Raw genomic sequence first — 23,858 nt, 5'->3', positions numbered from 1 at the left:
GTATGAAACAGGTGGGGAGAATGATAAACTCCCCCTTTTTAATGAGAATTAAAAAGGAGCGTTTGAAATGGAAGTCAATCAAGTGTTAGATGCAAAAGGATTATCTTGTCCACTCCCGATTGTACGGGCAAAAAAAGCAATGGATACGTTAGCGACAGGTCAAGTGTTAGAAGTGCATGTGACAGACAAAGGCGCACTATCTGACTTTCCTGCTTGGGCTAAATCGAGTGGACATGAAATATTAGATCAATCGATTGAAGCGGATGTAATCAAATTCATTATTAAAAAGGGATAACGAATCGATAAAAAGGAGAGGTGACATTCGGGAGAGGGTGTCACCTCTTCTGGAAAGAAGGTATCAACATGGACATTGCTTGGATTCTAACCATATTTGCAATAGGATTTGTTGGGTCATTTATCTCAGGGATGGTTGGAATTGGTGGATCGATTATTAAATATCCAATGCTTTTGTATATCCCTTCTTTATTAGGCTTTACCGCATTTACAGCTCATGAGGTATCTGGGATAAGTGCTGTACAAGTATTCTTTGCTTCTCTTGCTGGTGTTTGGGCATATCGAAAAGGTAACTATTTAAATAAATCCCTTATTTTCTATATGGGAAGTGGAATTTTAATAGGAAGTATCATCGGAAGTTTTGGTTCATCCTATTTTTCGGAACAAGGTGTTAACATTGTATACGGAATCTTGGCGTTAATCGCCGGAATTATGATGTTTATTCCAAAGAAGCAAATTGATGATATCCCGTTAGAACAAGTCACTTTCAATAAACTACTTGCAACGATTTTATCTCTCATAGTGGGAATTGGTTCAGGGATTGTTGGAGCAGCAGGTGGTTTCCTCCTTGTACCGATAATGCTTGTCGTATTAAAAATACCAACTCGCATGACCATTGCAACAAGTTTAGCTGTTACGTTTATTTCATCGATAGGAAGTGCAGTAGGGAAACTATCAACAGGGCAAGTAGATTACTTGCCAGCCATTATTATGATTGTCGCAAGTATCATTGCTTCTCCTTTAGGAGTGAAGGTTGGTAAAAAAATGAACACTTCTATTTTGAAGTGGATTCTAGCAATTCTCATTATCGGTACAGCTATTAAAGTATGGATGGATATACTATAAAAGCAAGTTACATGGACAAAGGGAAAAATCTTATTAAATCAATCAAAAAAATATTAGACTTCCCAAAGGTATTATGAGCTAGATTTTAATAATAAATAAATAGAAAGAAGAAAATGGGTGTTGGCGATAAACCAGCACCAATTTTTTCCTTTATCCATACGCTTCGTGATGATTGGTGTTATCTAGCGTCCGTTCTAAATAATACTATAAGATCGTCACTTTGACGGTCTTTTTGTATGTTTAAGAACTTATTAATAGAAGATTTTTGAGAGATAATCTAATTTTCACTAGTGTTGCATTAATTTAATTTTAATATTAAAAAGACTCACAATCTTCACTTATTTTATTTTGTGAAAAGAAAAAGTCCTTTATAATGGATAAGTCAGGTGGTAACCCGTCCAAATCCACTAAAAAGGACCCAACTCATGGACAAGATTACACGAAAAACTTCATTTGGACAATGGTTTTCGCCAATAAATCTTCAATTATTTGAAGAACAGGTGAAAACGATGAAATTAGATTACTATATGAAAAAATTAACGACAGAGTCATTTCTAAAATTACTGCTTTTTGCGCAATTGGAAGAAATCGAAAGTCTCCATGTGCTAAGCGATTGCCTTTTTGATGACCAACTTCAAAAAGGGATCGACCTTCATTCTATTAGTATTTCACAGTTGTCACGGCGATTAAATGGTATAAACCCAGATCTATTTCAAAAGCTTTTTCTTGATTTAGTCGCAAAAATTCATGCCAAAACACAATACACAAAACGGGTCATGCCTTTAAAAATCATTGATTCAAGCACATTGCCACTTAATTTGACCAATCATAAATGGGCGAAGTTTCGCAAAACAAAGGCTGGTGTAAAGCTGCATTTGCGCCTTGTGTTTATGGAAAAGGGGATAACCTATCCTGAAAAAGCTTTGATGACAACGGCAAGAGAACATGACCGTGGACAGCTTGACATCATGGTGGATGACAAGGAATGCATGTATGTGTTTGACCGTGGCTATCTAGACTATGAGCGCTTTGATCGGATGACGGATGACGGCTACTTCTTTCTTTCCAGACTACGGAAAAACGCTGTTATACGGGAAGTTTATGATTTTAAACTACCCGAAGATACGAGTGTTTTGTCGGATCAAATGGTATTGATTGGCACCACTCAAAACCGTGCTGAAAATGACTTTCGCCTTCTAACAGTGATGGATTCAAAAGGAAATGAACGCCATTTAATCACAAATCGTTTTGATTTAAGCGCCGAAGAAATTTCCGAGATGTACCAATCACGATGGGCTATTGAACTGTTTTTTAAATGGATCAAACAACATCTCAGCATCAAAAAATTCTATGGTCAAAGTGAATGGGCGATTCAACATCAAGTATTTATCGCACTTATTGTTTTTTGCCTACATGTTCTGGCACAAATCGAAACAAATAGTACGCGAAAAACCTTACAAATTAGCCGTTATTTAAGGGCTGCATTGTGGAAACCAGCACATATCTGGCTTCGAAAAATTGAAGGAAAAGCCATCCCTTAATAAGTAAATTGTCGTCGTCGCACAGGTCTAATTGTCAATAAATTTCCAAATAGATGGAGTCACCTTTAATTGGGTATTTACCTTTTTGGCTCTAAACAGGAAAAATAATAAAACTGAAAATTACGACAATATTTATGCAACACTAGTGGTTCCGTTTCCAATATGGAAAACTACCCGCCTAAACAGTCATCATAGTATTCAGGAAAGATATAAGGGGCGCAAAAGAAATGATCCAATTTTGCCGTGATGCCAACTTGCCCATCAGCGAAGATTCAACGTATTATGCCATTATTGAAAAACTGGAAGAAAACGAAAAAAACGCAATGAACCAGATGATTCGTCTTTATTTCCAAAACAATGGATTTCCCAAATCATAAGAAACCGGTTGATTTTATAAAATTCCAGGAATTTATGGAACGATATTACAAAAGCCTTTCCCTGACGTCGGATTTTTATCACAAATGGCTATTCGGAGACGTCAAACAAAATCTTGCGGGAGATTTTGGCGTCTGTTGTTTGATTGCGGGGGAATGCCAATTAATCCTCCGCAGCCGGTGTAAATACCCGTATATGGTGGTCCGCAATGTCCATAAATAAGTAATCGTGCCGGTGGTAAATGGCTCTTGTATGATTATTCCATTGAAAATCATATTCCTTCACTTGATCGGTTTGGAATTTCCATATCCGCATCCGCTCTTCTTCCAGAAAGACACCGCTTTGATACGTTAAAGCAAAGGCAAGGACATTTCCCGTATGAAAAGGAATCTTGAACGATTTTTCCATTTTCAATTGGTGATTGAAGAAAATCAACTCATCCTTTGACGGATCGATGCAGGCATAAGGCTTGAACCGAGCAAATAGGGCATCGTACAAAAGATGATGGCGTAAAGCGAAATCTTCCAGTGAAGTGACGCCTTTCCCCGGTTCCGCATAGTTTAATATATGTTTGCCCATCCCTTCGCCGAAAACCCCCTGGTCGCTGTAGGTACAGATAACCCCATTTTTAAAAGGGAATAAATCCGAAATGCAAGGGCCTGCTTCCATTTCATCCATTAATTCTCCGGTTGGCGTATAGAAGGAAAGTATTGGACCCCGCAAAAGGCAAAAATGGTTTTCCGTCCATCGGATCATGGAATGTCCGGTTGGCAGGCGCAGGATGGTTTCGCAATTGAGATGGACAAGATTTTCCCCTTTTCCTTTCAATAGCGCAATCACATCCCCTTTTTTGCAATCCGCATCGAGAATTTCGTAATTGGTTGTGAAAACGATTTCTTCCATTATTTGCATAAACTCAACCATCCTTTTTATGAAAAAATGAGTATTTAGTTTGATGAATCGAACAGAAAGATGCCGAAAAAAAAATAACAATTTGTATAATGTGTAAGTTCCGACAATCTTTTCGGTTAAACGGGTTTTGGAAATATCTTAGATATTCCATATTTTGTTGTTTTTGTATTATCGTAGTTATACATAGTTTTGCATAAAAAGAAGAATTAAACTACCCTTTAATCTTAAACCGCATCGTACACAATCAATAACACTAATACAAAAAATAGATGTAGAGATGAATCAATACAAAGATATACTAGATGCGTGGATCACGATTGAGCGATTATCCGAAGCTCAATCAATAAGAAGGACCGGTCTTTTCAGCTGTTATTCCAACAATGCAGCCGTTCAAAATATTGTAAATGAAATACCTAAAACAGAAGAAATAAGTAATGAATTTCTGGAAGAACTGATTAAAGCTGATTATTTCACTGATATTGCAAATAGCCAATTAGAAAAGAATTTTTTGAAGGGAACCGGTTTAAAATCAAACAAACGAAAATTAATGATGACAATTGTTGCGCGTGTTTAGAGAAATTTAGTGTTGATTCCCCCCTTCCTCAATTAAAAAAGTAAGCGCCAGATATCCCGGGGAGGGCCTGGCGCTTTGTGTAAAGGAGATCCGTTTTCAGTTTTGTCCTTAATCATCCACATCCACTTTCAAAATTTCTCCGGTTTTTGCGTCGATTTTCACATCGATTTCTGCGGCTTTTGTTCTAAATTCTACTTTATAAATTTGCATTCCATATTCTGCGTCAAGGGACCAGCCGATTGGAGAAAGTCCTTGCACATCCCGGACTTGCGAAGCGATCGCGATGGCTTCGCTTGGATCCATAACGTTTGACAAATCCAATATTTCATCTGTTCCTTTGGTTCTTTCAAATTCTTTTTTGTCAATTTCTTTCGTCATGGCATCGATTTTGAGTTCATACTCTTTCGATTGATCAAAACCTTCGATATCGTAATACAATCTTCCATAGCCGGTTTCCAAATCAACGGATTCAATGTTGGCATTTGGATAAATATCATTAAAAATCTTCAATGCCTCTGAGAATGTTACTTTTGGATTTACGACATCAAAGTCGACGGATATACTTCCTTGCGTTGGATTTTGAATTGGATTTGTTTGGTAATTATTGTTGGGAATATTGGTATTATTCGCTCCGTTTCCAATTCCTTCCTGATTTGAGTTGCATGCGGCCAATAAAAGCAATGTGCATCCTAATACCGCGATTTTTTTAAACATAAACATCCGCTCCTTAATTTTTTATATTTTTTCAACTAGAAAACCTTTTACAACCATCATCATTAGAACCTTGTCAAAATAAAGTTTTTTACCTATCCTCCCCGGGTTCGGATTCCGTTACTGAGATGTAACTTTAACCGCTACATGTCAGTGTTTCAAAGGTTCAAACCGATACCTTTTCTCTTTGATTATCAAGATAACATTGGTTTCTGAAAATAATATGAAATATCAGGGAAACGGATCAGATAAGAGGGGATGGGACAAGCAAGCGGAACGAAAGCCGTCAATTGAGGCTGTTTTTCTTACGCAAATCGGGTTTTTGCTCATGCGTGTTTTCATCCCGGCATGGTTTCCTGATAATACCGGATTTCTTTTTGGAGATGATTGCCTTTCTGTTTTATAATGATAAAAAAAGGAAAGAAGCGGGGGAAAATCGATGAAGTATCTGGTAACCAGTGCAACAGGCGATTTGGCGGGGAGAGCCGTAAAACATTTAAAAAATTTCGTTCCGGTTTCTGATATTGTGGTAACGGTGCGGTCGGAGGAAAAAGCCAAAGCTTTCAGGGATCAAGGGTTGGAAGTGCGGATTGCGGACTTTTTGGACAAGCCGTCATTGGTCGAAGCCTTCCAAGGAATCAATCGCGTCCTTTTTGTATCGTCCAACGATTTGGCGACACGAAAACAGCAGCATCAAAACGTGGTGGAAGCCTTAAAAGAAGCCGGGGTTGAGTATGTGGTGTATACGAGCGCTCCAAATGCGCAAAACAGCACGCTTGTGGTAGCGCCCGACCACAAGTTTACGGAACAACTCATCATGGAATCCGGCATGGATTACGGATTTGCCCGCAACAATTGGTACCTCGAAAATGAAGTGTTCATGTTGAAAGCCGTGAAAAATGGCGCTCCGCTCACTTATTCCGCCGGTGATGGCAGGGTTTGCTACGCGTTGAAGGAAGATTATGCGGAAGCGGCTGCGCGGATTTTGGCCGGAGTCGCTCCAAAACAATCCATTTATGAGCTTGGCGGCGAACCAATCACTTATGAGCAATTGGCGCAGATTGCAGAAAGAGCCCTTGGCCGGGAAGTGAAAACCAATCCGGTTTCCGATGAGGAATTTGTGAACACATTGGTGGAATTGGGCTTGCCGAAAGAAGCGGCGCAATTCTCCGTCATCGTCCAAAAGGATATCCGCAACGGATTGCTGGATGTGCCAAGCGATGATTTGGAAAAGGTGTTGGGAAGAAAGCCTGCGCCGTTTGATGAGTTTATTCGTTCAATATAATCCATCCATATAGGAATCAAAACCACGAAATGCCAAAATTTCGAGGTTTTATTAATAGCAAACTCAACCTTTTATTAAATTAATATATCTTAAGAAACAAGAATGTTTTTGAACATAAATAATCAGATGAGAATCGAAATAAATGATGGAAATCGAATATATTTAAAATGGCATCGGGAAAACGTCTTCAAGCAGAATAAAAAAGATAAGTGATGTTTGATAGCCAAAAAACACGGCCCATCCATTCCGCATTCGTAAAATTCATGAGAAATGGATGGGGCCGTCATTAATTAAATATAACTAGGAAAGATTATTCAATTTCATAACAACGCAGAATGATAATTTTAGTTTACAGCGGTTGTATTCTTTTTTCTTTCCTCTTTCCCCTCTTCCAGCTTAAATTCTTCCGCCACATCCTCGACAATGGCGTTTGTCGAGGATTTGAATTCCCTCAATGTTTCCCCGACAGCTCTTCCAAGCTGCGGCAGTTTTTTTGGGCCGAAGATGATCAAGGCGATGACCAAAATAATGATTAATCCTGGAACACCGATATTCATCATTGTTAAATCCCTCCAACATTATGAATCGTTTTGATGTATCATGTGTCCTTTCAAGTTTTTTGCATGTTTTCTCTTCATGGACCAACTAGAAATCCAGATGCTGATTTCAAACAGAAGCAATAAAGGAATGATAATCAAAAAATCCGAAATGAAATCGGGAGGAGAGATGGAGACTCCCGTCACCACCAAGATAAAATAAGCAACTTTTCTCATGTGCTTCAATTTTTCAGGGGTCACAATCCCTGCATTCGTTAAAAACAAAATGACGACCGGCAATTCGAAAACGGCTCCCACCGGAATGGTTAAATTAAACAATAAAGAAAAATACTGATTGATTCCATAAGTTTCCGTCGCCCCGATGGATTGATTAATCTTCGATAAAAATTCAAGCATCATTGGGAACAAGATAAAGTAACTGAAACCGATGCCGACGAGAAACAATAAAAACGAAACCGGGATGAAGATCATGGTATATTTTGCTTCTCTTTCGGTAAGGCCGGGTTTTACAAACAGCCAGATTTGATGCAGGGCAATCGGCAGTGAAATCAAGAGCGCCAATAGAAAGGCACATTTCAGGTAAATCATGATGCCATCCGTATATCCGAATAAGTTCCATTCCACTCCGGCCGCGGATGGCCGTTTTTTTAATAGCAGGAGCAGCTTCGGAGCAAACCAGCATCCTGCCGCAAGGGAAACGGCAAAAGCCCCGGCAACGATGATTAACCTCTTCCTTAATTCCTCCAAATGTTCAATCACGCTTTGTTCTTTGTTTTCCATTCTTTGCTATCACCCGCTTTGCAAACAAGGAACCAAATATGGAAATTCAGAATTTACTACATTAAATGAAACAATCAAGACTTCTATTCATTATTCCTCTTAAAATTGAAAAAAATTTGAACTTTCAGGTCATATATAATACTCCATATTCTTAAAATAGGAACAAAACAGAAGAATCATTGAGGAGTGGGTGAGCGGGGGGAAAATAGGAAATAAGAGGTAATGAAACGTTTAAATCTTTTTGAGTAATCGCTCAATCATTATTTGGTTCTAGGTCATCCATGTCCTGTTTCTTCACATTTAGCAGAAACTGAGGGGGATTAAGATTGGTAACGAGAAGAGAATTTTTAAAAGGCGCCGGGATTGCCATCGGGGGAATGGCATTGGGAGGCGGAATAGTTGCCGGAATTGGCAGCATGGCACATCCATCGACTAAAGAAAAGCATCATTTCAAAGAACTTCCGGAATATAACAAGGCATTGATGTTTTTCACGCCAACAGAACATGCCGTCATCGAGGCCGCCGCGGAAAGAATTTTTCCAAAGGATGAAAATGGACCAGGCGCGAAAGAATTGCTCGTTTCTTACTACATCGATCATCAATTGGCAGGCGCCTGGGGCAATGGTTCCAAAGAATATACGCAAGGGCCTTTTTATGCCGGAGAACTTACGCAAGGATACCAGGGCCACCTCAATAAACAGCAAATTTTCCGTATCGGCATTGAAGGGCTGGAAAACGAAGCGAAGAAACGATTCAATAAATCTTTTGCCAATTTAGAAGGTGAACAACAAGATGAAATCTTAAAAGCTTTTGAAAATGGGGAAGTGGAAATCAAGGGAGTTTCATCCTCCTATTTCTTCTCGCTATTGCGCACGGCCACTTTGGAAGGGGTCTACGCCGATCCTTTATATGGCGGAAACCGCAATATGGAAGGATGGAGAATGAAAAAATTTCCGGGACATCAAATGAGTTTTGCAGACATTATCGATAAAGACGAATTTGTTGTGATTGAACCGCAAAGTTTACATTCCCAACATCATTCATGAAAGGTGATTGTGATTGGCGAAAGAATTGAAAAAAACGGATGTCGTGCTTGTCGGAATGGGATGGACAGGTGGAATTTTGGCAGCGGAATTGTCGAAAAAGGGATATAAAGTCGTCGGTTTGGAGCGGGGGAAAAATCAGACGCTTGCCGACTTTCAAATGATGCATGATGAGCTGCGCTTTGCCCACCGGTTTGAAATGATGCAGGACCTTTCCCAGGAAACGATTACTTTCCGGAACAATATGAAAATGCGGGCATTGCCGATGAGACAATACGGTTCGTTCTTGTTGGGGAATAACGTGGGTGGTGCCGGAACGCATTGGAACGGACAAACATTCCGCTTCTTGCCATATGATTTTGAGATATATACAAAAACTGTGGAGAGATATGGAAAGTCCAAAATACCGGAAGACATGACGCTGCAGGATTGGGGAATCACCTACGAGGAGTTTGAAAAATACTACGACATGTTTGAAAAGACCATCGGCGTATCCGGAGATGAAACACCATTGGGCGCACCGAGATCCAATCCATTCCCGACTCCTCCCATGAAGAAAACCCCAGCCCTCGAATTATTCTTCGAAGCAGCGAAAAAATTAAACTTGCACCCATACATGATGCCTTCCGCCAATTTATCCGAAAGCTACACAAATCCGGACAACATCTCGCGTCCTGCGTGCCAATACTGCGGTTTCTGCGAACGTTTCGGCTGTGAATATGCCGCAAAAGCCGATCCGCTGAATACGGTGATTCCGGTTGCGTTGAACACAGGCAACTTTGAATTGCGCACGCACGCCAATGTGGTGGAGATCCTCCATCAAGATGGAAAAGCGGTTGGAGTCAAATATATTGATACGATCACAAGGGAAGAATATATCCAACCTGCGGAAGTGGTGGGCATTACGAGCTATGCGTTAAATAATGTGAGGCTCCTGTTGATTTCAAAAATGGGCAAACCATATGATCCGAACACGGGTACAGGGGTGGTCGGCAAAAACTACTGCTATCAAACATTCGGCGCATCCGCACAGGGCTTCTTTGAGAATAAACAATTCAATTTGTATGCCGGCGCAGGAGCATTGGGGGCTTGTCTTGATGATTTCAATGGCGACAACTTCGACCATTCGGATTTGAACTTCCTCCACGGGGCCAATATTTCCATCACCCAGACCGGCAGAAGACCGATCGCCAACAATGCGACGCCTCCTGGTACGCCATCCTGGGGCGCGGAGTTTAAAAAACAATCCATTAAATATGCCAACAGTGTATTAAGCGTCGGTGCCCAAGGAGCAAGTTTGCCATACCGGCACCATTATCTCGATTTGGATCCGACTTATAAAGACGCTTTCGGCCTGCCGTTATTGCGGATCACCTTTGATTTTGAAGAACAGGATCGTCAGCTGGTGGCGTATTTAGGGGAACAAACGGAAAAAATCATGAAAGAGATGGGCGCGGACATTATTCAAGCAGGAAAAACGTTGGGGCCTTATAATATCGTTCCTTATCAATCCACCCACAATACCGGTGGCGCCATCATGGGGTCCAGCCCGGAGACGAGTGTATTGAATAATTATTTGCAAATGTGGGATTTTGAAAACGTCTTCATTCCGGGGGCCAGCGCATTCCCCCACAACTCCGGCTACAATCCGACAGATACGGTGGGGGCATTGGCATATCGCGCGGCTGAAGGAATTGATTTATATCTGCAAAAGGGCGGATTATTGGTTTAATGTTTTGAATGAGGCGGTGATTGTTTGAGTCTACCCTCCATTGGAATACCGGGACTCATCATTATTTTATTCATAGCCATCTTGTTATTTGGCCCAAGTAAATTGCCCCAATTGGGTAGGGCAGTCGGGGAAACCTTAAGGGAATTTAAAAATGGGACAAAGAAAATCGTGGAAGAGAATCAAAGAGATGAGTAAGATGGCGCGGCTACCTGGAAACGGCCAGTTTTCCGGGTGGCCTTTTTCGTTTTCAATGGATTTGGATGAGGGGAAGGCAGTTTCAATTATAGAGTTCCCTTCATTCGTGCGTATATAAACTTAATTGGTGCGGATGGTACAGCATTTAGTTCGGATAAAGTATCGATTCGTGCGTATGGTAACCCCTTTGGTGCGGATAGTGTCTTAATTGGTGCGGATGGTACAGCATTTAGTTCGGATAAAGTATCGATTCGTGCGTATGGTAACCCCTTTGGTGCGGATAGTGTCTTAATTGGTGCGGATGGTACAGCATTTGGTTCGGATAAAGTATCGATTCGTGCGTATGGTAACCTCTTTGGTGCGGATGGTGTCTTAATTGGTGCGGATGGCACAGCATTTGGTTCGGATAAAGTATCAATTCGTGCGTATGGTAACCCCTTTGGTGCGGATAGTGTCTTAATTGGTGCGGATGGTACAGCATTTAGTTCGGATAAAGTATCGATTCGTGCGTTTGATAACCCCTTTGGTGCGGATAGTGTCTTAATTGGTGCGGATGGTACAGCATTTGGTTCGGATAAAGTATCGATTCGTGCGTATGGTAACCTCTTTGGTGCGGATAGAATCCAAATTCGTGCATATAGAGACCCTTTTCGTGCAGATAAAATCCCAATTGGTGCGTATAGTTCCTTATTCGTGCATATAGAGACCCTTTTCGTGCAGATAAAATCCCAATTGGTGCGTATAGTTCCTTTTTTAGAGCGGAAGAAAATGATCCCCTCCTTTATGCGAATACAAGCCAATATTATTTCCTCTTTGGATACAAATACACATTCAATTTACATTGGAGACTGTGGTAAAATATGGTTAACAACATCGTTATCAAAGGAGGAAAAGGGTTGGACTGGAATGATTTCATTTTAGCATTGGGAATTGCGGCAGCTGGATATTTTATTGGGGAAGGTTTAAAGAATTTCAAAAGACCCGATGTACTGGATTCATTGGATGATGACGATTACGAACTGATCAATGAACGGGATGTGCATTATTTTATGGGGATTTCCAAAGAAGATGCAAAATCATTGATCCAGGAGCATCCTGACATTCCGCATATTTTGATCAATGGCAAAGTGTATTATCCAAAGGCCCAATTGCGTGAATGGTTATTGAATCTGGGGATGGAACAACAAAAATAATTTTGAATGATTCAACCAAACGATATCCAAGCCCGGCATGATGAAAAAATTATTATAGAAAGAAAGGCTGTATGTAAAGTGAATGATTGGATTACTAAAATAAAGAATAAAAAATTTATCGCATCCTTCAGCGGTGGAAAGGACAGTACGCTCGCTTTATATAAAGCCATACAAGCAGGAGAACCGGTCGGACTGATCGGGATGCTGGATGAAACGGATCACTTCTCCTACTCCCACCGATTGTCACCTGAATTTTTGGAAGCGCAAGCCCGTGCCATAGGCTGTCCCATCTTTACACGCGCCGCCAGCTGGACAACCTATGAAGAAAAGTTCATCCAGCTATTGGAGGAGGCAAAGGAAAAAGGGGCGGAAGTGCTCGTAACCGGCGATGTGGACGTACCTGACCACGGTTCTTGGCACGAAAACGTCGCGAATAAGGTGGGGCTTGATTTATGTATGCCCCTTTGGCACAGAGAGCGTCGAGAAATTGTCGAGGAATTTGTTGATTCTGGTTTTGTGGCCATGGTGACAACAGTGAATTTATCAATGGGTATGCGCATGGATGACTTGGGAAGAATATTGACCCGTGATTACATAGAGGAGCTTGTGGAACGGTCCATCGATCCATGCGGGGAAGCAGGGGAATTTCATACAACGGTGTTGGATGGTCCGATTTTTTCGGCGCCGATTCAAGTGGAAAAGTTGGACATCATTCGCAAAGATGAATATGTCTTTTTGCCGTTGAAATTGAAATAGTAATAAATATCGCATGCTTAATGCAGTTAGCAATGTCCCTGAACTTTTTGGTTATCCAAAGGGCGCTACATTTCGGTGCATCGAATTATTGCCATTTATACACAACATAAAACCATTCCCACCGGCGGAAACGGGCATGAAAAAATATGCAAGTTTCTGAATTTAATAAGAACCGATTTGCTCGTTTATGGCGAAAAATGGCGATTTTTGACATTCTCTGGTGTTTATGGGCTTCGGAATAAGGGAATTTCAATAGAAAGGAAGCATTTTGCCCAAATAATCAATTGAATATTTTACCTATACTTGAGAAATCTAAGATATGTGGATGAATAACGGTTTTTATTGGAGGTAGCGCTATTGAATCTCGCAGATGTGTTGATCATTGTCGGTTCGGTAATCATATGCTTCATCTTCTTAGTTTTAATCGTTATCGGATTATATTTGTATTTTATTGACCGCAGCCAAAAGCAGCATCCGGTGTTGCGCAATTATCCGGTCATCGGCAGGGCGCGGTACTTATTTGAAACAATCGGCCCCGAATTGCGCCAATACTTATTCGACCATGATACAGAAGGGAAGCCGTTTTCGCGTTTTGAATATCAAACCATTGTAAAATCCGCAAAATATAAACGCGATGTGATCGGATATGGTTCATTGAGGGATTTTGAGAAACCCGGCTTTTATATCCGGAACTCCATGTTTCCGAAACTGACGGAAGAATTGAAAATGGACAACGAAACGACGGTCAAGACAAAGCGGTACATTCTCTTGAATGAACCTTTGTTTGGCCAACGGAAAGAAGTGCTGGAAGACCATGAATCCAAAGCGTTTTTATTGCATGATGACGATGCGATCGTGATTGGGGAAAATACAAGACATCCTTTTGTGGTCAAAGGCCAGATCGGCATGTCCGGCATGAGCTACGGCGCCCTTGGAAAAAATGCGATTACCGCGTTATCCGAGGGGCTGGGCCTGGCGAAAGGAACATGGATGAATACGGGCGAAGGTGGCCTTTCGGAATATCATTTGAAGGGCAATGTCGATATCATCATGCAAATTGGTCCAGGATTGTTTGGGGTTCGTGATAAGGAAGGAAATTTCAATTGGGACGCATTGGTTGAAAAAAGCAAAATTCCGCAGGTGAAAGCTTTTGAAATCAAATTGGCTCAGGGGGCTAAAACCCGCGGCGGCCACATCGATGCGGAAAAAGTGACGGAGGAAATAGCCAGAATCCGGATGGTCGAGCCGCATACATCCATCGACAGCCCGAACCGTTTTAAAGAGTTTAGTGATTTCCCGTCGTTGTTCGATTTTATAGAACAAATCCGGGAAAAAACGGGAAAACCGGTTGGAATGAAGATTGTCATCGGAAGTCCGCATGAAGCGGAAGCATTGGCCAAGGCGATGAAAGAATCGGGAAAAGGTCCGGATTTCATTACGGTGGATGGCGGCGAAGGGGGAACCGGCGCAACATACCAGGAATTGGCCGATAGCGTCGGTTTACCGATCAAAGCCGCGTTGCCATTATTGCAAAACGCATTGGTCAAATATGGTGTGCGGGATCGGGTCAAAATCATCGCTTCCGGCAAACTGTTCTCCGCAGACCGTATCGCGATTGCCCTTGCCATGGGGGCGGATCTCGTCAATATCGCCCGCGGTTTTATGATTACAGTGGGCTGCATTCAGGCATTAAAATGCCATTCCAATGCATGTCCTGTGGGTGTCGCAACGACAGATCCGGATTTGCAGAAAGCGCTGGTCATTGATGAGAAGAAATACCGCACCGCCAACTATGTCATCACATTAAGGGAAGGGCTTTTCCGCATCGCGGCCGCGTGCGGCGTTGAATCTCCGGTGCATTTCAAACCGGAGCATGTGGTGTATAAAGATGAAAAAGGCCGGGTATATCCGTTGGAGGAATATTATCAAACGTTGTTGGAGTAATGATGGAATTGAATCATCGATCATTTGTCTGAATATTTTTCTAAAAAAATTGGCAGGTATCCCGTAAAATGTGAGAAAATAAAGAAGGCACCGTTTTAGGAGTATAAACTCTAAATCGGTGCCTTTTATAATCGGCTGCTGTTTTAGATCATTTGGTCCAAATCGGCAAATATAAGAAAATTCTGCATTTCGGCATCCTTGATCAGCATATTCACAAATCCTGTTGAGTACGGGCAATGGATGAATCTTTAATTGGAATAAAAAAACAAACATGTCATTGACACACATTTAAATTATAATTGTATATTACAATAATGTAAAAAATAGGATTTACTGTTGTTTATTATAAGATATGTTAAAGGAAATGAGGGAGAGCATTCATTTTATCATGGCTCTGCCGTTTTCATCATCGGCCTTTCAGGTGCGCTTGTGGAGGAGAATGTAGGTGTACTCGTTTCATCATGTAACTTTTAAATATGATGATTATATTTTAAAAAATTTTACTTTGGACATAAAAGAGAAAAAAATTGGAATTACAGGAAATAACGGAGTGGGCAAGACCACTTTGCTGAGGTTAATGAACGGGGAATTAACACCGGACGCTGGCGAGATTTCAATTAACGGAGATACATATTTCGTGCAGTATGAGGAACGGGGATTGGTCATTGTAAGCCATGACATGAATATGCTGAGACAATCCGTTGAAAAAATATATCGCATGGAAAATAAAGGGTTGAATTCTTGTGAAATTAGAGTTTTATAATAATTATTGCCTGATTCTATGGAATAGAGAAAAAAGGAATATTGCGAAGCAGATTTTAATGGGAGTCCTGATTTCACTTTTCTTAATTTTTATTTATCATTCAGGGGCTTTATGGGGAAATCTGGTTACAATATCGTATTGCGTTTTCATTCATATTACCTGCATGTTTGATACTGAAAAATTTTTCAGTTTCAAAGATTTTCAAATCTTAGGTTTTGAAAAGAATGATGTTCATTTCAAATTTGCCTATGTGCTGCAAAGAATACTGCTGGATGCGTTGATTGCCAATTCCATCGTCATGGTTGTCGTGTTTTTGTATTTGATCATTGCCATGAAATTCGCGGCCGCATGTTTCTTTTTGACCATCGTCATCATGAGCCTCTGTTTGATGCCAAGTTGTCATTATTGGGCATACAAAATTGGAGAGCAAGGGGTAATCGCTTCCATAACGGTTATGGTGGCCGGTTTCGTTTTGCTGATCGTCGGATGTGCGGAAAACTTTTATCCTCTAACATATTTTTTTAGCGGAAATAGTTATTTGCATTCTTTTGTTTTAATGATTGCGGCAATGATCTATATGTTTTTCTTGGATTTTTTAGTAATAAATATAACGTTGGCAATCGGACAAGGCTAAGTGCACGATTTTTCTTTTCGTGGATCAAACCGGTCAATGTATTGGTGTTTAAAGATTATGTCTTATTTAATAAAAACGTTTTCATTAACTTGATTACGATTTTTACATTATATTTTTTGATCGTTCACGGCGCGGTGGAAAGTTTAATCCCGTTTTTGACAGCGTTTATCATGGGAAGCGCCAATATGTTTGCCGCAAGAAAAAACAAACAATACAATTTAATTTCCGAAGATCCCTTTTTTCATGAAAATCTGATGCTAGAGCCTGATGTGCGGACAATTCGGTTTTCAAAGTTAAAAACGGTTTTGAGCGGCTCCTTTATTAAGATCATCTTTTGCTTCGGCCTGCTGATGTATCATGGTTTTTTTGAAGTCGTGCTTTATTGTTCGATATTCATCATTATGATCATTGGTTCTTTAGTGGAATTTATCATTGTTTATCGCAACAAAATCTCATCCATTATCATAAATAAATTTTTAGTCTATACAACAGTGATTGCATTCGGGATTTCCACGTATTTTGAAACGCATTATTTATTGCTTTACTCTTATTTGATGGCCGTACTGATTTATTGTTTGATCCATATCGTGGCAATCATGAGAAGTCCCGCAATAAATCAGGTGCATCATCGATTATTGCGTAATGAAAAGTAAAAGGATGCGACCGGTCATGAATCAATCATTGAACAATGAAAGAAATGCCAATCAGGGGAAAGGCCCGTATCGAAATTCCCGTTGGCCTTGTATTGGATTATCATCCTTCAGGTTCCAATTTAAATTAACATATATTTATTTTCATCTGAAAGGGGAAAGTATGAATGGATAGAAAGACAAAGGAAGCATTAGACATTATTGAAAAAATTAAATCATCAGATGATTACGTTTATGAACTCATCCGAAAACCGAAACGATCTGGCTGGTTCCATTTTTGGGATATGATGTTTGATTTGGTGCCGTCACTCGCGGATTCATTAAAAAACAACAAAACCGTATATTTAATCGCTTCCGATTCGAAAGGGGAAATCGTAGAAATTGAACAGGGGAACATTGTGAACACGGTGAGTGTTCCGCTTATCACTATGAGCCAAGATGTAGCATCTGGAAAATGAACATTGTGAACACGGTGAGTGTTCCGAATTGGACAAGAGAGATGAAAGAAAATTTCAAAAAGGTAATGATTGAACAGTACGTATATAAAAAGTTTAAAAGAATTGCATGATAGAATTGTAAAGGTGAAAAAATGAGGAATCATCATTCAATAATAATAATTCTATCTCTGTTCCTTGGAATTTGTCTTATGGCCGGATGCGCTTCAACCGGGTCCAAGCAAGCGCCCGAAAAATCCGTTGAATTTCCGATTGAATCAATGGAAAAGAACTTTAATCCAAATGCTTTCAAGAAAAAATATCCGGATTATAAGTGAATGTTGAAAAAACATCCGGAATGGAAGGAATCATCATCACCAATCATGATCCGTATGATCTAAAAAATCTTCCGAATTATCAGGAATCCATTCAATACGGTTATGTAAGCTTAAATGATGAAAATAGAATAGTTTATTCAATTGACATTTTTATCAAAGATACAGGAGAATATTATTCCGCCGAATATGACGGGAAAACGAAAGAGTTGTTATATGAAGGCGGCGGTTGGAGGCCGGAAAGCGATTTTGAACATTTCATTGCGGAAAGGTTAGCCATGGTTGACGAAATAATAAAATAAAATTAATAAAGCGGATGATCTGTGTGATGCTAAAAATAAAACAGCACAAATCCAATTCGGATTTGTGCTGTTTTCCTTTGGGAGGCCTTCCGCCATTAATCTTCCTTCATCACCGCGGCCATTTCCACATCTTTCGAACGTTTGAAAGATGTTGTCAAATAGCCGATTGTGAGGAGCATGAAGGCCGCCATGTAGCCTAATAAAATGAAGTTGTTTTGCCACAAGTAGGAGATGTCTCCGCTTGAGATGGCCGCTTTGAAGGCTTGGACTGTGTAAGTCATTGGCAGCCATGCATTAACAGGCTGCAATGCATCCGGCAATACTTCCATCGGGAATGTACCGGCGCTTGTTGTCAATTGCAAAATCAAGATGATGATTGCAATGAAGCGGCCGACGTCGTCGAGCAATGTGACAAGCATTTGGATGAGGGCCATGAACACAAAGCTGACAATCACGGATGTCAGTATGAACAATGGCAGACTTTCCACTTCAAGTTTTAATACCGCCAATAAGATGAAATCTACCAATAATGCCTGCACAATGCCGACAAGGGCAACGATGCCGAACTTGCTTGCGAACCAGGTTAACGGATTTTTCGGACGGATGACCGGACGTTTGAATTCAAAGACGATGGAAAGCATGAGGGATCCGACGAATAAACCCAGGGACATGAAGTATGGCGCGAATCCGGTACCGTAGTTCGGCACTTCATGTACGGCCTCCTTATCCACTTTAACCGGTTCTCCCATCATGTCGTAAGTATCATCGTCCGCTTTCACGGAACCTGCCTTTTCCGCTCCTTCCGCGAGTTTGTCGGCAAGTTCTGTAGAACCGTCCAATAATTTGTCAGCTCCGTCTTTTAATTGGCCTGCTCCTTCCGCCAGTTTGCCCGCTCCGTCCTGAAGCTGGCCGGCCCCGGAGGATAATTGATCCATGCCGTTTTTCAATTCGCCGGCGCCGTTTGCCAATTCCACGGAACCTTTATAAAGTTTGCTTATGCCGTTTTGCAATGTTTGTCCGCCGGCAGTAATTTGGTCCAGCCCTGCAATCAATTGGTCAAAGGCGGGAGCGGTTTTGGATTTCAACTCATCTTCGATGCCGTTCGCCGAAGCAAGCAATTGCTTTGTCAACGATGTTTCAAATTGGGATAATCCTTGATGGATTCCATTGCTTACTCCGGCAGAAATTTGAGGTTCCAATTGAGCTTGCAATTGTGCTTTGTATTGGGCTTCAATCTGCTCTTTGGATGGCGCCTGGCTCGCCACTTGCGCCATAAAGGCATCGGCTTGGGCTTCGTTCATAAAGCCGTTTGCCACAAGCGCGGATTTGATTTGCGAAAGGGTTTGTGCCTGGTTTGAAACCGTTTGTTCCGCAAGTTTTCCGGATAAACCATTGACAATGCCTGCTGTAAGTTGGGATGATAACTCACTGGACATTTGGGTTTCCAATTGGTCAATGCCGGCACTGATATTGTTCACACCGCCTTTCAGTTTTTCGGAAATGCCCGCGGCCACTTGTGCCGGAAGCTGTTCTTTCATTTGTTTGATGCCATTTTCGACTTGGGAAGTTCCGGATACAAGCGCAGGAAGTTTGTCATTGACTTGTTTTAAACCATCCTTGATTTGGCTTGAACCGGAAGCAAGGGAATCCGAACCTTTCGCGGCAGTGTTGGCGCCTTTTTTGAACTCAATCATTTTGGAAGCCAACGTTGCCAAATTATCGCTTAAAGTTTTGGAACCGTCATCGAGTTTGGCGATGCCATCTTTTAATTGGCTGGCGCCATCGCTGGCCTGATTTAATCCATCCGCCAATTCGGTGATGGAATCAAACATCGTTTCCGCATAAGTTTCGATGATTTTTTTGGAGATTTCCGATTTGACTTCCTTCATCGCCGTTTCGCCGATCTGCGCTGAAAGGAAGTTGGTGCTTTCATTCGGCACGTATTTGATTTCCAATTTTTTTGGTTCATCATCCAGGATGGTTGTGGCATTTTTTGAGAAGTTTTCCGGAATTTCCACCAATAAATAGTAGTCCCGGTTTTCTAGCCCCTCATAACCTTTTTCTTTGGAGACGATATGGAAATCAAACTTTTCGCTGTCTTTAAGCTTTTCGGCCAGTTCTTTCCCGATTTCCAGCTTTTCCCCTTCAAATTCAGCGCCTTTGTCTTCATTGACGACGGCGACCGGCAAATTGTCCAGGTGGGCATAAGGATCCCAGAATGCCCAAAGGAACATTCCCGCGTAAAGCAGAGGAACAAAAGCGACAGCAATAATGGAAATTAAAATTTTTTTGTTTTTTAGCAGAAATTTGAGTTCTGCCAAAAAGGATGAGCGTTTCACATTGTTACCCCCTAGAAGTAATGACTAATTTGTTCATTTGGTCATTTTTGTGCAAAGCTATAGGGTGCTCGATGAGCCCCTTTATTAAACGAAATTCTATTTTTTTATTTACCTAAACCTTCGAAGAAATATAACCGGAACAACTTCGAAATTTCTTCTTTCTCTATAGGAGGATGTTGCTTTTCCCAGTCGAATATTAATGCTATATAGGTTTTGAGCATGACAAATGCGGTGATCTCCGGGTTGCACTCTTTGATTTCGCCCCGGTCGACGGCTTCTTGGATGATTCCTTTCATATAATCAATAACGGCTTTTTCCACCCGCTGAATGACGTCCGAAACAGCCCGTGTACCAAGTTCTTTCTCTTCTTGGAAAAGCTTGATGGTGAGCTGGTGGGACTTGCGGAATTCCAAGAGCCTCAGCAATACCCGATGGATGTTTTCTTCAAAGCTCAGATTCGGATCAACCGCTTTTTCCGCTTCGGTCTTCATGTCTTTAATAAGCGAAGTGACGATTTCATCCAATATTTCTTCCTTGTTTTTGAAAAACGTATAAATCGTCCCTTTGCCGACATTGGCGAGCTTGGCGACCTGATCCATCGTTGTGGCTTTGTACCCGAACAGGGAAAAGGATTTTTTTGCAGCTTCCAGGATCAATTGTTTTCGGTCTACCGCCACGGGTTTCACCTCGCTTTCGGAAAAATGACCAAATGAGGATTTTAGTCATTCGTTCTGAACGTCAATTACTATACCACTCATGATGGATTTTTGCAAGTTGTTTGTATGTTTCCTTCCATTTATTATGACAAAATAATTAACAAAAAAGAATGGAAAATGGGAATTCTGAAGTGGAAAGTCAAGGCGGTGATGATTATTATTTCTGAAGATTTTGGGGAGGATTTAAAGAAATAATCGGTTGAAGGGTGGATAGATGCTAATTGGAAAAATTCTTGTTTGTTAGAAAAATAAATTCCGCAACCGGATGACGCGGGAGAAGAATCTTGCATCCCTGGCCATTCTGCCAAAGTATGGATGCTGGTATGGAGCCAGGCACTGCTGGAACATTTCGTCGCAATACCGGGACGGTCCATGTATGGAGTAGCAAATATCGTGCTGCATGCAGCAGTAATCGACCGGATTTGTCGGCATTCCCGGCCCTGAACAGCCAGGTCCGCAATAACGGTAACCCGGATAGCAGATACCGAACAAAGATTTTCCTGTGCGGTACATATCCATTTCTCCCTCCATTATTTTGGTCAATATAGTATATGACAGAATTCTGATAATAATCGGGCGGCACATTTTGGCGCGGAAGATAGATTTTCATGAAGGATTCCGGAGAATGATGGGATATTTAAAACGGAAGGAAAGTAGTGTAAAATGTGGTAAATATATTTTCAAATTGATGCTATTAGGAGGAACTTTATGCCGCAACATTCTTTACGGCCCATATTGATTGGGATCTTGATTTGTTTAATTATCATTGCCTTGAAACCGTCCCCTGAATTTGATGGCAGTTCTACAGGGCAGATGGAACTGATTTCGCCGGTCGATGTGTCGACAGGGGAGAAAATTGTGGAACTGGGCAATAACCGGTTGGCCATTATTGATACGAACCTGAATTCAGGAAATCATGGCCAGGTGCTTGTCGTTGAATTCAAAGAGGATGAAAAGAGTTTTGAGGTCATCGGCAAATATAATTACCTCGAGGATTTTGAGAACATGGAAGAATAGCGGAAATTGGCAACTGATCGGGTATTGAAACATATGGAAAATGGCAAAATTTAAGTGTTGGTCGGCAAACCAACACTATTTTTTATAGTTGATTTCTTTTGGTAGCATGAGAACAATATGCATCTTTTTGCGATTGATATGAACCGTTTGTATGAATCGGCGGTTAATTCCCGGTTTTTTTAGAAATGTGATAATTGCGATGAGCGAGAATTGTTGAAAAAATTGAATAAATCAATACAACGAGGGTCCACAAATTCCGTTCAAAAATGAAAACAAGGAGCACCAATGCGGTTAAAATATACCAGATAATAACAAATGATGTTTTCTTATGACCTTTATCCAATATCGTAAACCTCCAATTTCTTACAAGAAATGTGATTGCAATCATTCCGATCTTTTTCAAAAACAACGATATTGCGGTATTGAAGCCAACTCAAAAATAACACAAAGAACAAAAAAATCCTATAAGAAAATAAAAATCTTGGAAGTCTAATTCCTATGAAAACAGTGAAAACATTGATATAATTAGGTTTACGAAAATAGTAGAAAGGGTGCGTGTGGATGAACGCTTACGAAGAATACATGAAAGCGATTGTGCAGCCGATGCGCCAGGAATTGGTGGACGCGGGCTTTACAGAATTGACAACTGAAGATGAAGTGCATGAATTTATGGCGACAACAAAAGGAATCACGCTTGTCGTGATCAACTCCGTATGCGGATGTGCAGCCGGAAGCGCGCGGCCGGCTGTTAGAGAAGCCATCAAAGAAATCAAACCTGATAATTTGGTGACGGTATTTGCCGGACAAGACCGGGAAGCGACCGCCGCGATGCGTTCCTATTTTGAAGAGGTTCCGCCAAGTTCACCATCCATTGCCATTTTGCGGGATGGCCAGTTGGAATATTTTATACCGAGAGAACAAATTGAAGGCTATCCGGTGGAACAAATCCGCGACCATATTGTGGGCGTGTTGAAGCAAGCATGTGCGAAGTGATTGTCACCACAGCCGGAAGGCCGGATGAAGAATCATTCCGGTTGGCCAAACAAGTGGGCGATGATTTGCATGTGCCATTTGTGCCGAGAAAGAAACGGTCTGTGGCCAAACTTTCCGAACTTTATAAAGCGAATGTGATGGTCGCCGGGAAAAACCGGCTGGAGTATTATGGGAAAGGATCTTCCGCGCCTTTCTTCTTTCATCCCGATACGGCGGCTTTTCGTTTGAAACGGCTGCAAAGAGGCGAAACGGAGCCTTTTTTGGAAGCCTGCGGGTTGGAGATGGGCGACTCGTTTCTTGATTGTACATTGGGCATCGGCTCGGATTCGATCATCGCTTCCCATGTGGTGGGGGACAGCGGATCGGTGACGGGGCTCGAAGTGGACCCGGTCATCGCGTATATCGTCCGCCGCGGCTTGAAAGAGTATGAAACGGCGGATGCGGTGTTAAAAGGGGCGATGGAACGGATTCGGGTCATCAATTGCGAGGCTGTGGAATTTTTAAAACGGCAGCCGGATGATGCATTTGACGTGGTTTATCTCGATCCGATGTTTGAGCGGACCATTGAGGAGTCCGTCAATTTCGAATCGTTGCGGGAAGTGGGCAGTCATCACCCGTTGACGGAAGCATGGGTAAGGGAAGCCCATCGTGTTGCGAAAAAACGGGTTGTATTAAAAGCCCATTTCCGCTCCACCCATTTTGAAGAATTCGGTTTTGAGCGGAAGGTCCGGTTAACGTCGAAGTTCCATTTTGGAGTATTGGAGAAACGTTGAAGCATCGATTGAAAAGGGCGAACAGGGCAGTTCGCTCTTTTTATTTTGCAGTGACCCCCTTTATTTCACAAAATTGCCATGTTCGGAAATGCTTCCATTATTTTTGTAAGCTATCTATTTGAAAAAAAATCCAATAAAGTCGTATCGTAAAAGTAAGGTTAATT

At 41.3% G+C, this 23,858-nt stretch carries 27 protein-coding genes; 20 read left to right on the top strand and 7 right to left on the bottom strand.

Features of this window, described 5'->3' with window-relative positions:
• Positions 1 to 67: 67 nt before the first annotated feature.
• The 4 genes from NST62_RS06990 to NST62_RS06975 all read left to right on the top strand — a co-directional run bounded on the left by NST62_RS06990 (position 68) and on the right by NST62_RS06975 (position 3,058).
• The gene (locus NST62_RS06990; protein ID WP_016839193.1) at positions 68 to 295 is read left to right on the top strand and encodes a sulfurtransferase TusA family protein; all 228 of its coding nucleotides are present in this window, start codon (positions 68 to 70) and stop codon (positions 293 to 295) included.
• 68 nt (positions 296 to 363) lie between these two features.
• On the top strand, positions 364 to 1,140 hold the full coding sequence (locus NST62_RS06985) for a sulfite exporter TauE/SafE family protein (protein ID WP_181733311.1): 777 nt from the start codon (positions 364 to 366) through the stop codon (positions 1,138 to 1,140).
• Between the two features lie 425 nt (positions 1,141 to 1,565).
• Positions 1,566 to 2,681, top strand: coding sequence for an IS4 family transposase (locus NST62_RS06980; RefSeq protein ID WP_342463261.1), 1,116 nt, complete (start codon positions 1,566 to 1,568; stop codon positions 2,679 to 2,681).
• A gap of 227 nt (positions 2,682 to 2,908) precedes the next feature.
• A complete protein-coding gene (locus NST62_RS06975) occupies positions 2,909 to 3,058 on the top strand; it encodes a hypothetical protein (RefSeq protein WP_181733255.1) in 150 nt (49 codons plus the stop codon).
• 160 nt (positions 3,059 to 3,218) lie between these two features.
• Here NST62_RS06975 and NST62_RS06970 read toward each other — a convergent pair whose 3' ends face one another.
• A complete protein-coding gene (locus NST62_RS06970) occupies positions 3,219 to 3,968 on the bottom strand; it encodes a hypothetical protein (RefSeq protein WP_342463260.1) in 750 nt (249 codons plus the stop codon).
• A 277-nt stretch (positions 3,969 to 4,245) separates the two neighbouring features.
• Here NST62_RS06970 and NST62_RS06965 point away from each other — a divergent pair, with 277 nt between their 5' ends.
• Positions 4,246 to 4,542 carry a hypothetical protein gene (locus tag NST62_RS06965; RefSeq protein WP_141602572.1) on the top strand — a complete coding sequence of 99 codons (297 nt, stop codon included), beginning with the start codon at positions 4,246 to 4,248 and terminating at the stop codon, positions 4,540 to 4,542.
• A 108-nt stretch (positions 4,543 to 4,650) separates the two neighbouring features.
• On the opposite strand, the gene NST62_RS06960 is transcribed toward NST62_RS06965, so the two are convergent.
• Positions 4,651 to 5,256: a PepSY domain-containing protein gene (locus tag NST62_RS06960; RefSeq protein WP_328216112.1), complete on the bottom strand. Its 606-nt coding sequence runs from the start codon at positions 5,254 to 5,256 to the stop codon at positions 4,651 to 4,653.
• Positions 5,257 to 5,692: 436 nt separating this feature from the next.
• On the opposite strand from NST62_RS06960, the gene NST62_RS06955 reads away from it, so the two are divergent.
• Positions 5,693 to 6,538 (top strand): SDR family oxidoreductase, encoded by an 846-nt coding sequence (locus tag NST62_RS06955; RefSeq protein ID WP_328216113.1) that lies wholly within the window; start codon positions 5,693 to 5,695, stop codon positions 6,536 to 6,538.
• A 344-nt stretch (positions 6,539 to 6,882) separates the two neighbouring features.
• Here the strand turns inward: NST62_RS06955 and tatA (NST62_RS06950) are convergent, their stop codons facing one another.
• Both tatA (NST62_RS06950) and tatC read right to left on the bottom strand, forming a co-directional pair.
• A complete protein-coding gene (tatA, locus tag NST62_RS06950; RefSeq protein WP_141602569.1) occupies positions 6,883 to 7,098 on the bottom strand; it encodes a twin-arginine translocase TatA/TatE family subunit in 216 nt (71 codons plus the stop codon).
• 18 nt (positions 7,099 to 7,116) lie between these two features.
• Positions 7,117 to 7,875, bottom strand: coding sequence for a twin-arginine translocase subunit TatC (gene tatC / locus NST62_RS06945; RefSeq protein ID WP_141602568.1), 759 nt, complete (start codon positions 7,873 to 7,875; stop codon positions 7,117 to 7,119).
• A 326-nt stretch (positions 7,876 to 8,201) separates the two neighbouring features.
• Here tatC and NST62_RS06940 point away from each other — a divergent pair, with 326 nt between their 5' ends.
• The 11 genes from NST62_RS06940 (at position 8,202) to NST62_RS06890 (ending at position 17,856) form a co-directional block, all read left to right on the top strand.
• Positions 8,202 to 8,921, top strand: coding sequence for a gluconate 2-dehydrogenase subunit 3 family protein (locus NST62_RS06940; protein WP_342463259.1), 720 nt, complete (start codon positions 8,202 to 8,204; stop codon positions 8,919 to 8,921).
• Between the two features lie 13 nt (positions 8,922 to 8,934).
• Positions 8,935 to 10,650 (top strand): GMC family oxidoreductase, encoded by a 1,716-nt coding sequence (locus NST62_RS06935; protein ID WP_342463258.1) that lies wholly within the window; start codon positions 8,935 to 8,937, stop codon positions 10,648 to 10,650.
• A gap of 24 nt (positions 10,651 to 10,674) precedes the next feature.
• A complete protein-coding gene (gene tatA, locus NST62_RS06930) occupies positions 10,675 to 10,845 on the top strand; it encodes a twin-arginine translocase TatA/TatE family subunit (RefSeq protein WP_096550910.1) in 171 nt (56 codons plus the stop codon).
• Positions 10,846 to 11,741: 896 nt separating this feature from the next.
• A complete protein-coding gene (locus NST62_RS06925) occupies positions 11,742 to 12,038 on the top strand; it encodes a DNA-binding protein (protein ID WP_342463257.1) in 297 nt (98 codons plus the stop codon).
• Between the two features lie 6 nt (positions 12,039 to 12,044).
• On the top strand, positions 12,045 to 12,794 hold the full coding sequence (locus NST62_RS06920; RefSeq protein WP_342463256.1) for a diphthine--ammonia ligase: 750 nt from the start codon (positions 12,045 to 12,047) through the stop codon (positions 12,792 to 12,794).
• A 357-nt stretch (positions 12,795 to 13,151) separates the two neighbouring features.
• Complete coding sequence (locus tag NST62_RS06915; RefSeq protein WP_342463255.1) at positions 13,152 to 14,738, top strand: FMN-binding glutamate synthase family protein; 1,587 nt, start codon at positions 13,152 to 13,154, stop codon at positions 14,736 to 14,738.
• 445 nt (positions 14,739 to 15,183) lie between these two features.
• On the top strand, positions 15,184 to 15,501 hold the full coding sequence (locus NST62_RS06910) for an ATP-binding cassette domain-containing protein (RefSeq protein WP_342463254.1): 318 nt from the start codon (positions 15,184 to 15,186) through the stop codon (positions 15,499 to 15,501).
• Between the two features lie 163 nt (positions 15,502 to 15,664).
• The gene (locus tag NST62_RS06905; protein ID WP_181733253.1) at positions 15,665 to 16,135 is read left to right on the top strand and encodes a hypothetical protein; all 471 of its coding nucleotides are present in this window, start codon (positions 15,665 to 15,667) and stop codon (positions 16,133 to 16,135) included.
• A 44-nt stretch (positions 16,136 to 16,179) separates the two neighbouring features.
• Positions 16,180 to 16,788 carry a hypothetical protein gene (locus NST62_RS06900; protein WP_181733252.1) on the top strand — a complete coding sequence of 203 codons (609 nt, stop codon included), beginning with the start codon at positions 16,180 to 16,182 and terminating at the stop codon, positions 16,786 to 16,788.
• Between the two features lie 164 nt (positions 16,789 to 16,952).
• Positions 16,953 to 17,243, top strand: coding sequence for a hypothetical protein (locus NST62_RS06895; protein ID WP_342463253.1), 291 nt, complete (start codon positions 16,953 to 16,955; stop codon positions 17,241 to 17,243).
• 310 nt (positions 17,244 to 17,553) lie between these two features.
• Positions 17,554 to 17,856 (top strand): hypothetical protein, encoded by a 303-nt coding sequence (locus NST62_RS06890; protein ID WP_328216118.1) that lies wholly within the window; start codon positions 17,554 to 17,556, stop codon positions 17,854 to 17,856.
• 95 nt (positions 17,857 to 17,951) lie between these two features.
• On the opposite strand, the gene NST62_RS06885 is transcribed toward NST62_RS06890, so the two are convergent.
• The 3 genes from NST62_RS06885 to NST62_RS06875 form a co-directional block, all read right to left on the bottom strand.
• A complete protein-coding gene (locus tag NST62_RS06885) occupies positions 17,952 to 20,195 on the bottom strand; it encodes a YhgE/Pip domain-containing protein (RefSeq protein WP_141602559.1) in 2,244 nt (747 codons plus the stop codon).
• 104 nt (positions 20,196 to 20,299) lie between these two features.
• The gene (locus tag NST62_RS06880; protein WP_342463252.1) at positions 20,300 to 20,872 is read right to left on the bottom strand and encodes a TetR/AcrR family transcriptional regulator; all 573 of its coding nucleotides are present in this window, start codon (positions 20,870 to 20,872) and stop codon (positions 20,300 to 20,302) included.
• Between the two features lie 279 nt (positions 20,873 to 21,151).
• The gene (locus tag NST62_RS06875) at positions 21,152 to 21,430 is read right to left on the bottom strand and encodes a Parvovirus coat protein VP1-like protein (RefSeq protein ID WP_246045858.1); all 279 of its coding nucleotides are present in this window, start codon (positions 21,428 to 21,430) and stop codon (positions 21,152 to 21,154) included.
• Positions 21,431 to 21,619: 189 nt separating this feature from the next.
• On the opposite strand from NST62_RS06875, the gene NST62_RS06870 reads away from it, so the two are divergent.
• From NST62_RS06870 to NST62_RS06860, 3 genes are all read left to right on the top strand, one after another.
• Positions 21,620 to 21,928 carry a hypothetical protein gene (locus NST62_RS06870; protein WP_141602557.1) on the top strand — a complete coding sequence of 103 codons (309 nt, stop codon included), beginning with the start codon at positions 21,620 to 21,622 and terminating at the stop codon, positions 21,926 to 21,928.
• A 561-nt stretch (positions 21,929 to 22,489) separates the two neighbouring features.
• Positions 22,490 to 22,921 (top strand): BrxA/BrxB family bacilliredoxin, encoded by a 432-nt coding sequence (locus NST62_RS06865; RefSeq protein ID WP_141602556.1) that lies wholly within the window; start codon positions 22,490 to 22,492, stop codon positions 22,919 to 22,921.
• Entirely contained in the window at positions 22,909 to 23,694 is a 786-nt protein-coding gene (locus NST62_RS06860) for a class I SAM-dependent methyltransferase (protein ID WP_141602555.1), read from the top strand. The genes NST62_RS06865 and NST62_RS06860 overlap by 13 nt, the downstream gene beginning before the upstream one ends.
• Positions 23,695 to 23,858 lie beyond the last annotated feature (164 nt).

The sequence above is a fragment of the Ureibacillus sp. FSL K6-8385 genome, assembly GCF_038593155.1.
GTDB classification, from domain to species: domain Bacteria; phylum Bacillota; class Bacilli; order Bacillales_A; family Planococcaceae; genus Ureibacillus; species Ureibacillus terrenus.
The sequence above is the reverse complement of the archived record's forward strand: the minus strand, read 5'-3'. Positions and strand labels throughout refer to the sequence as shown.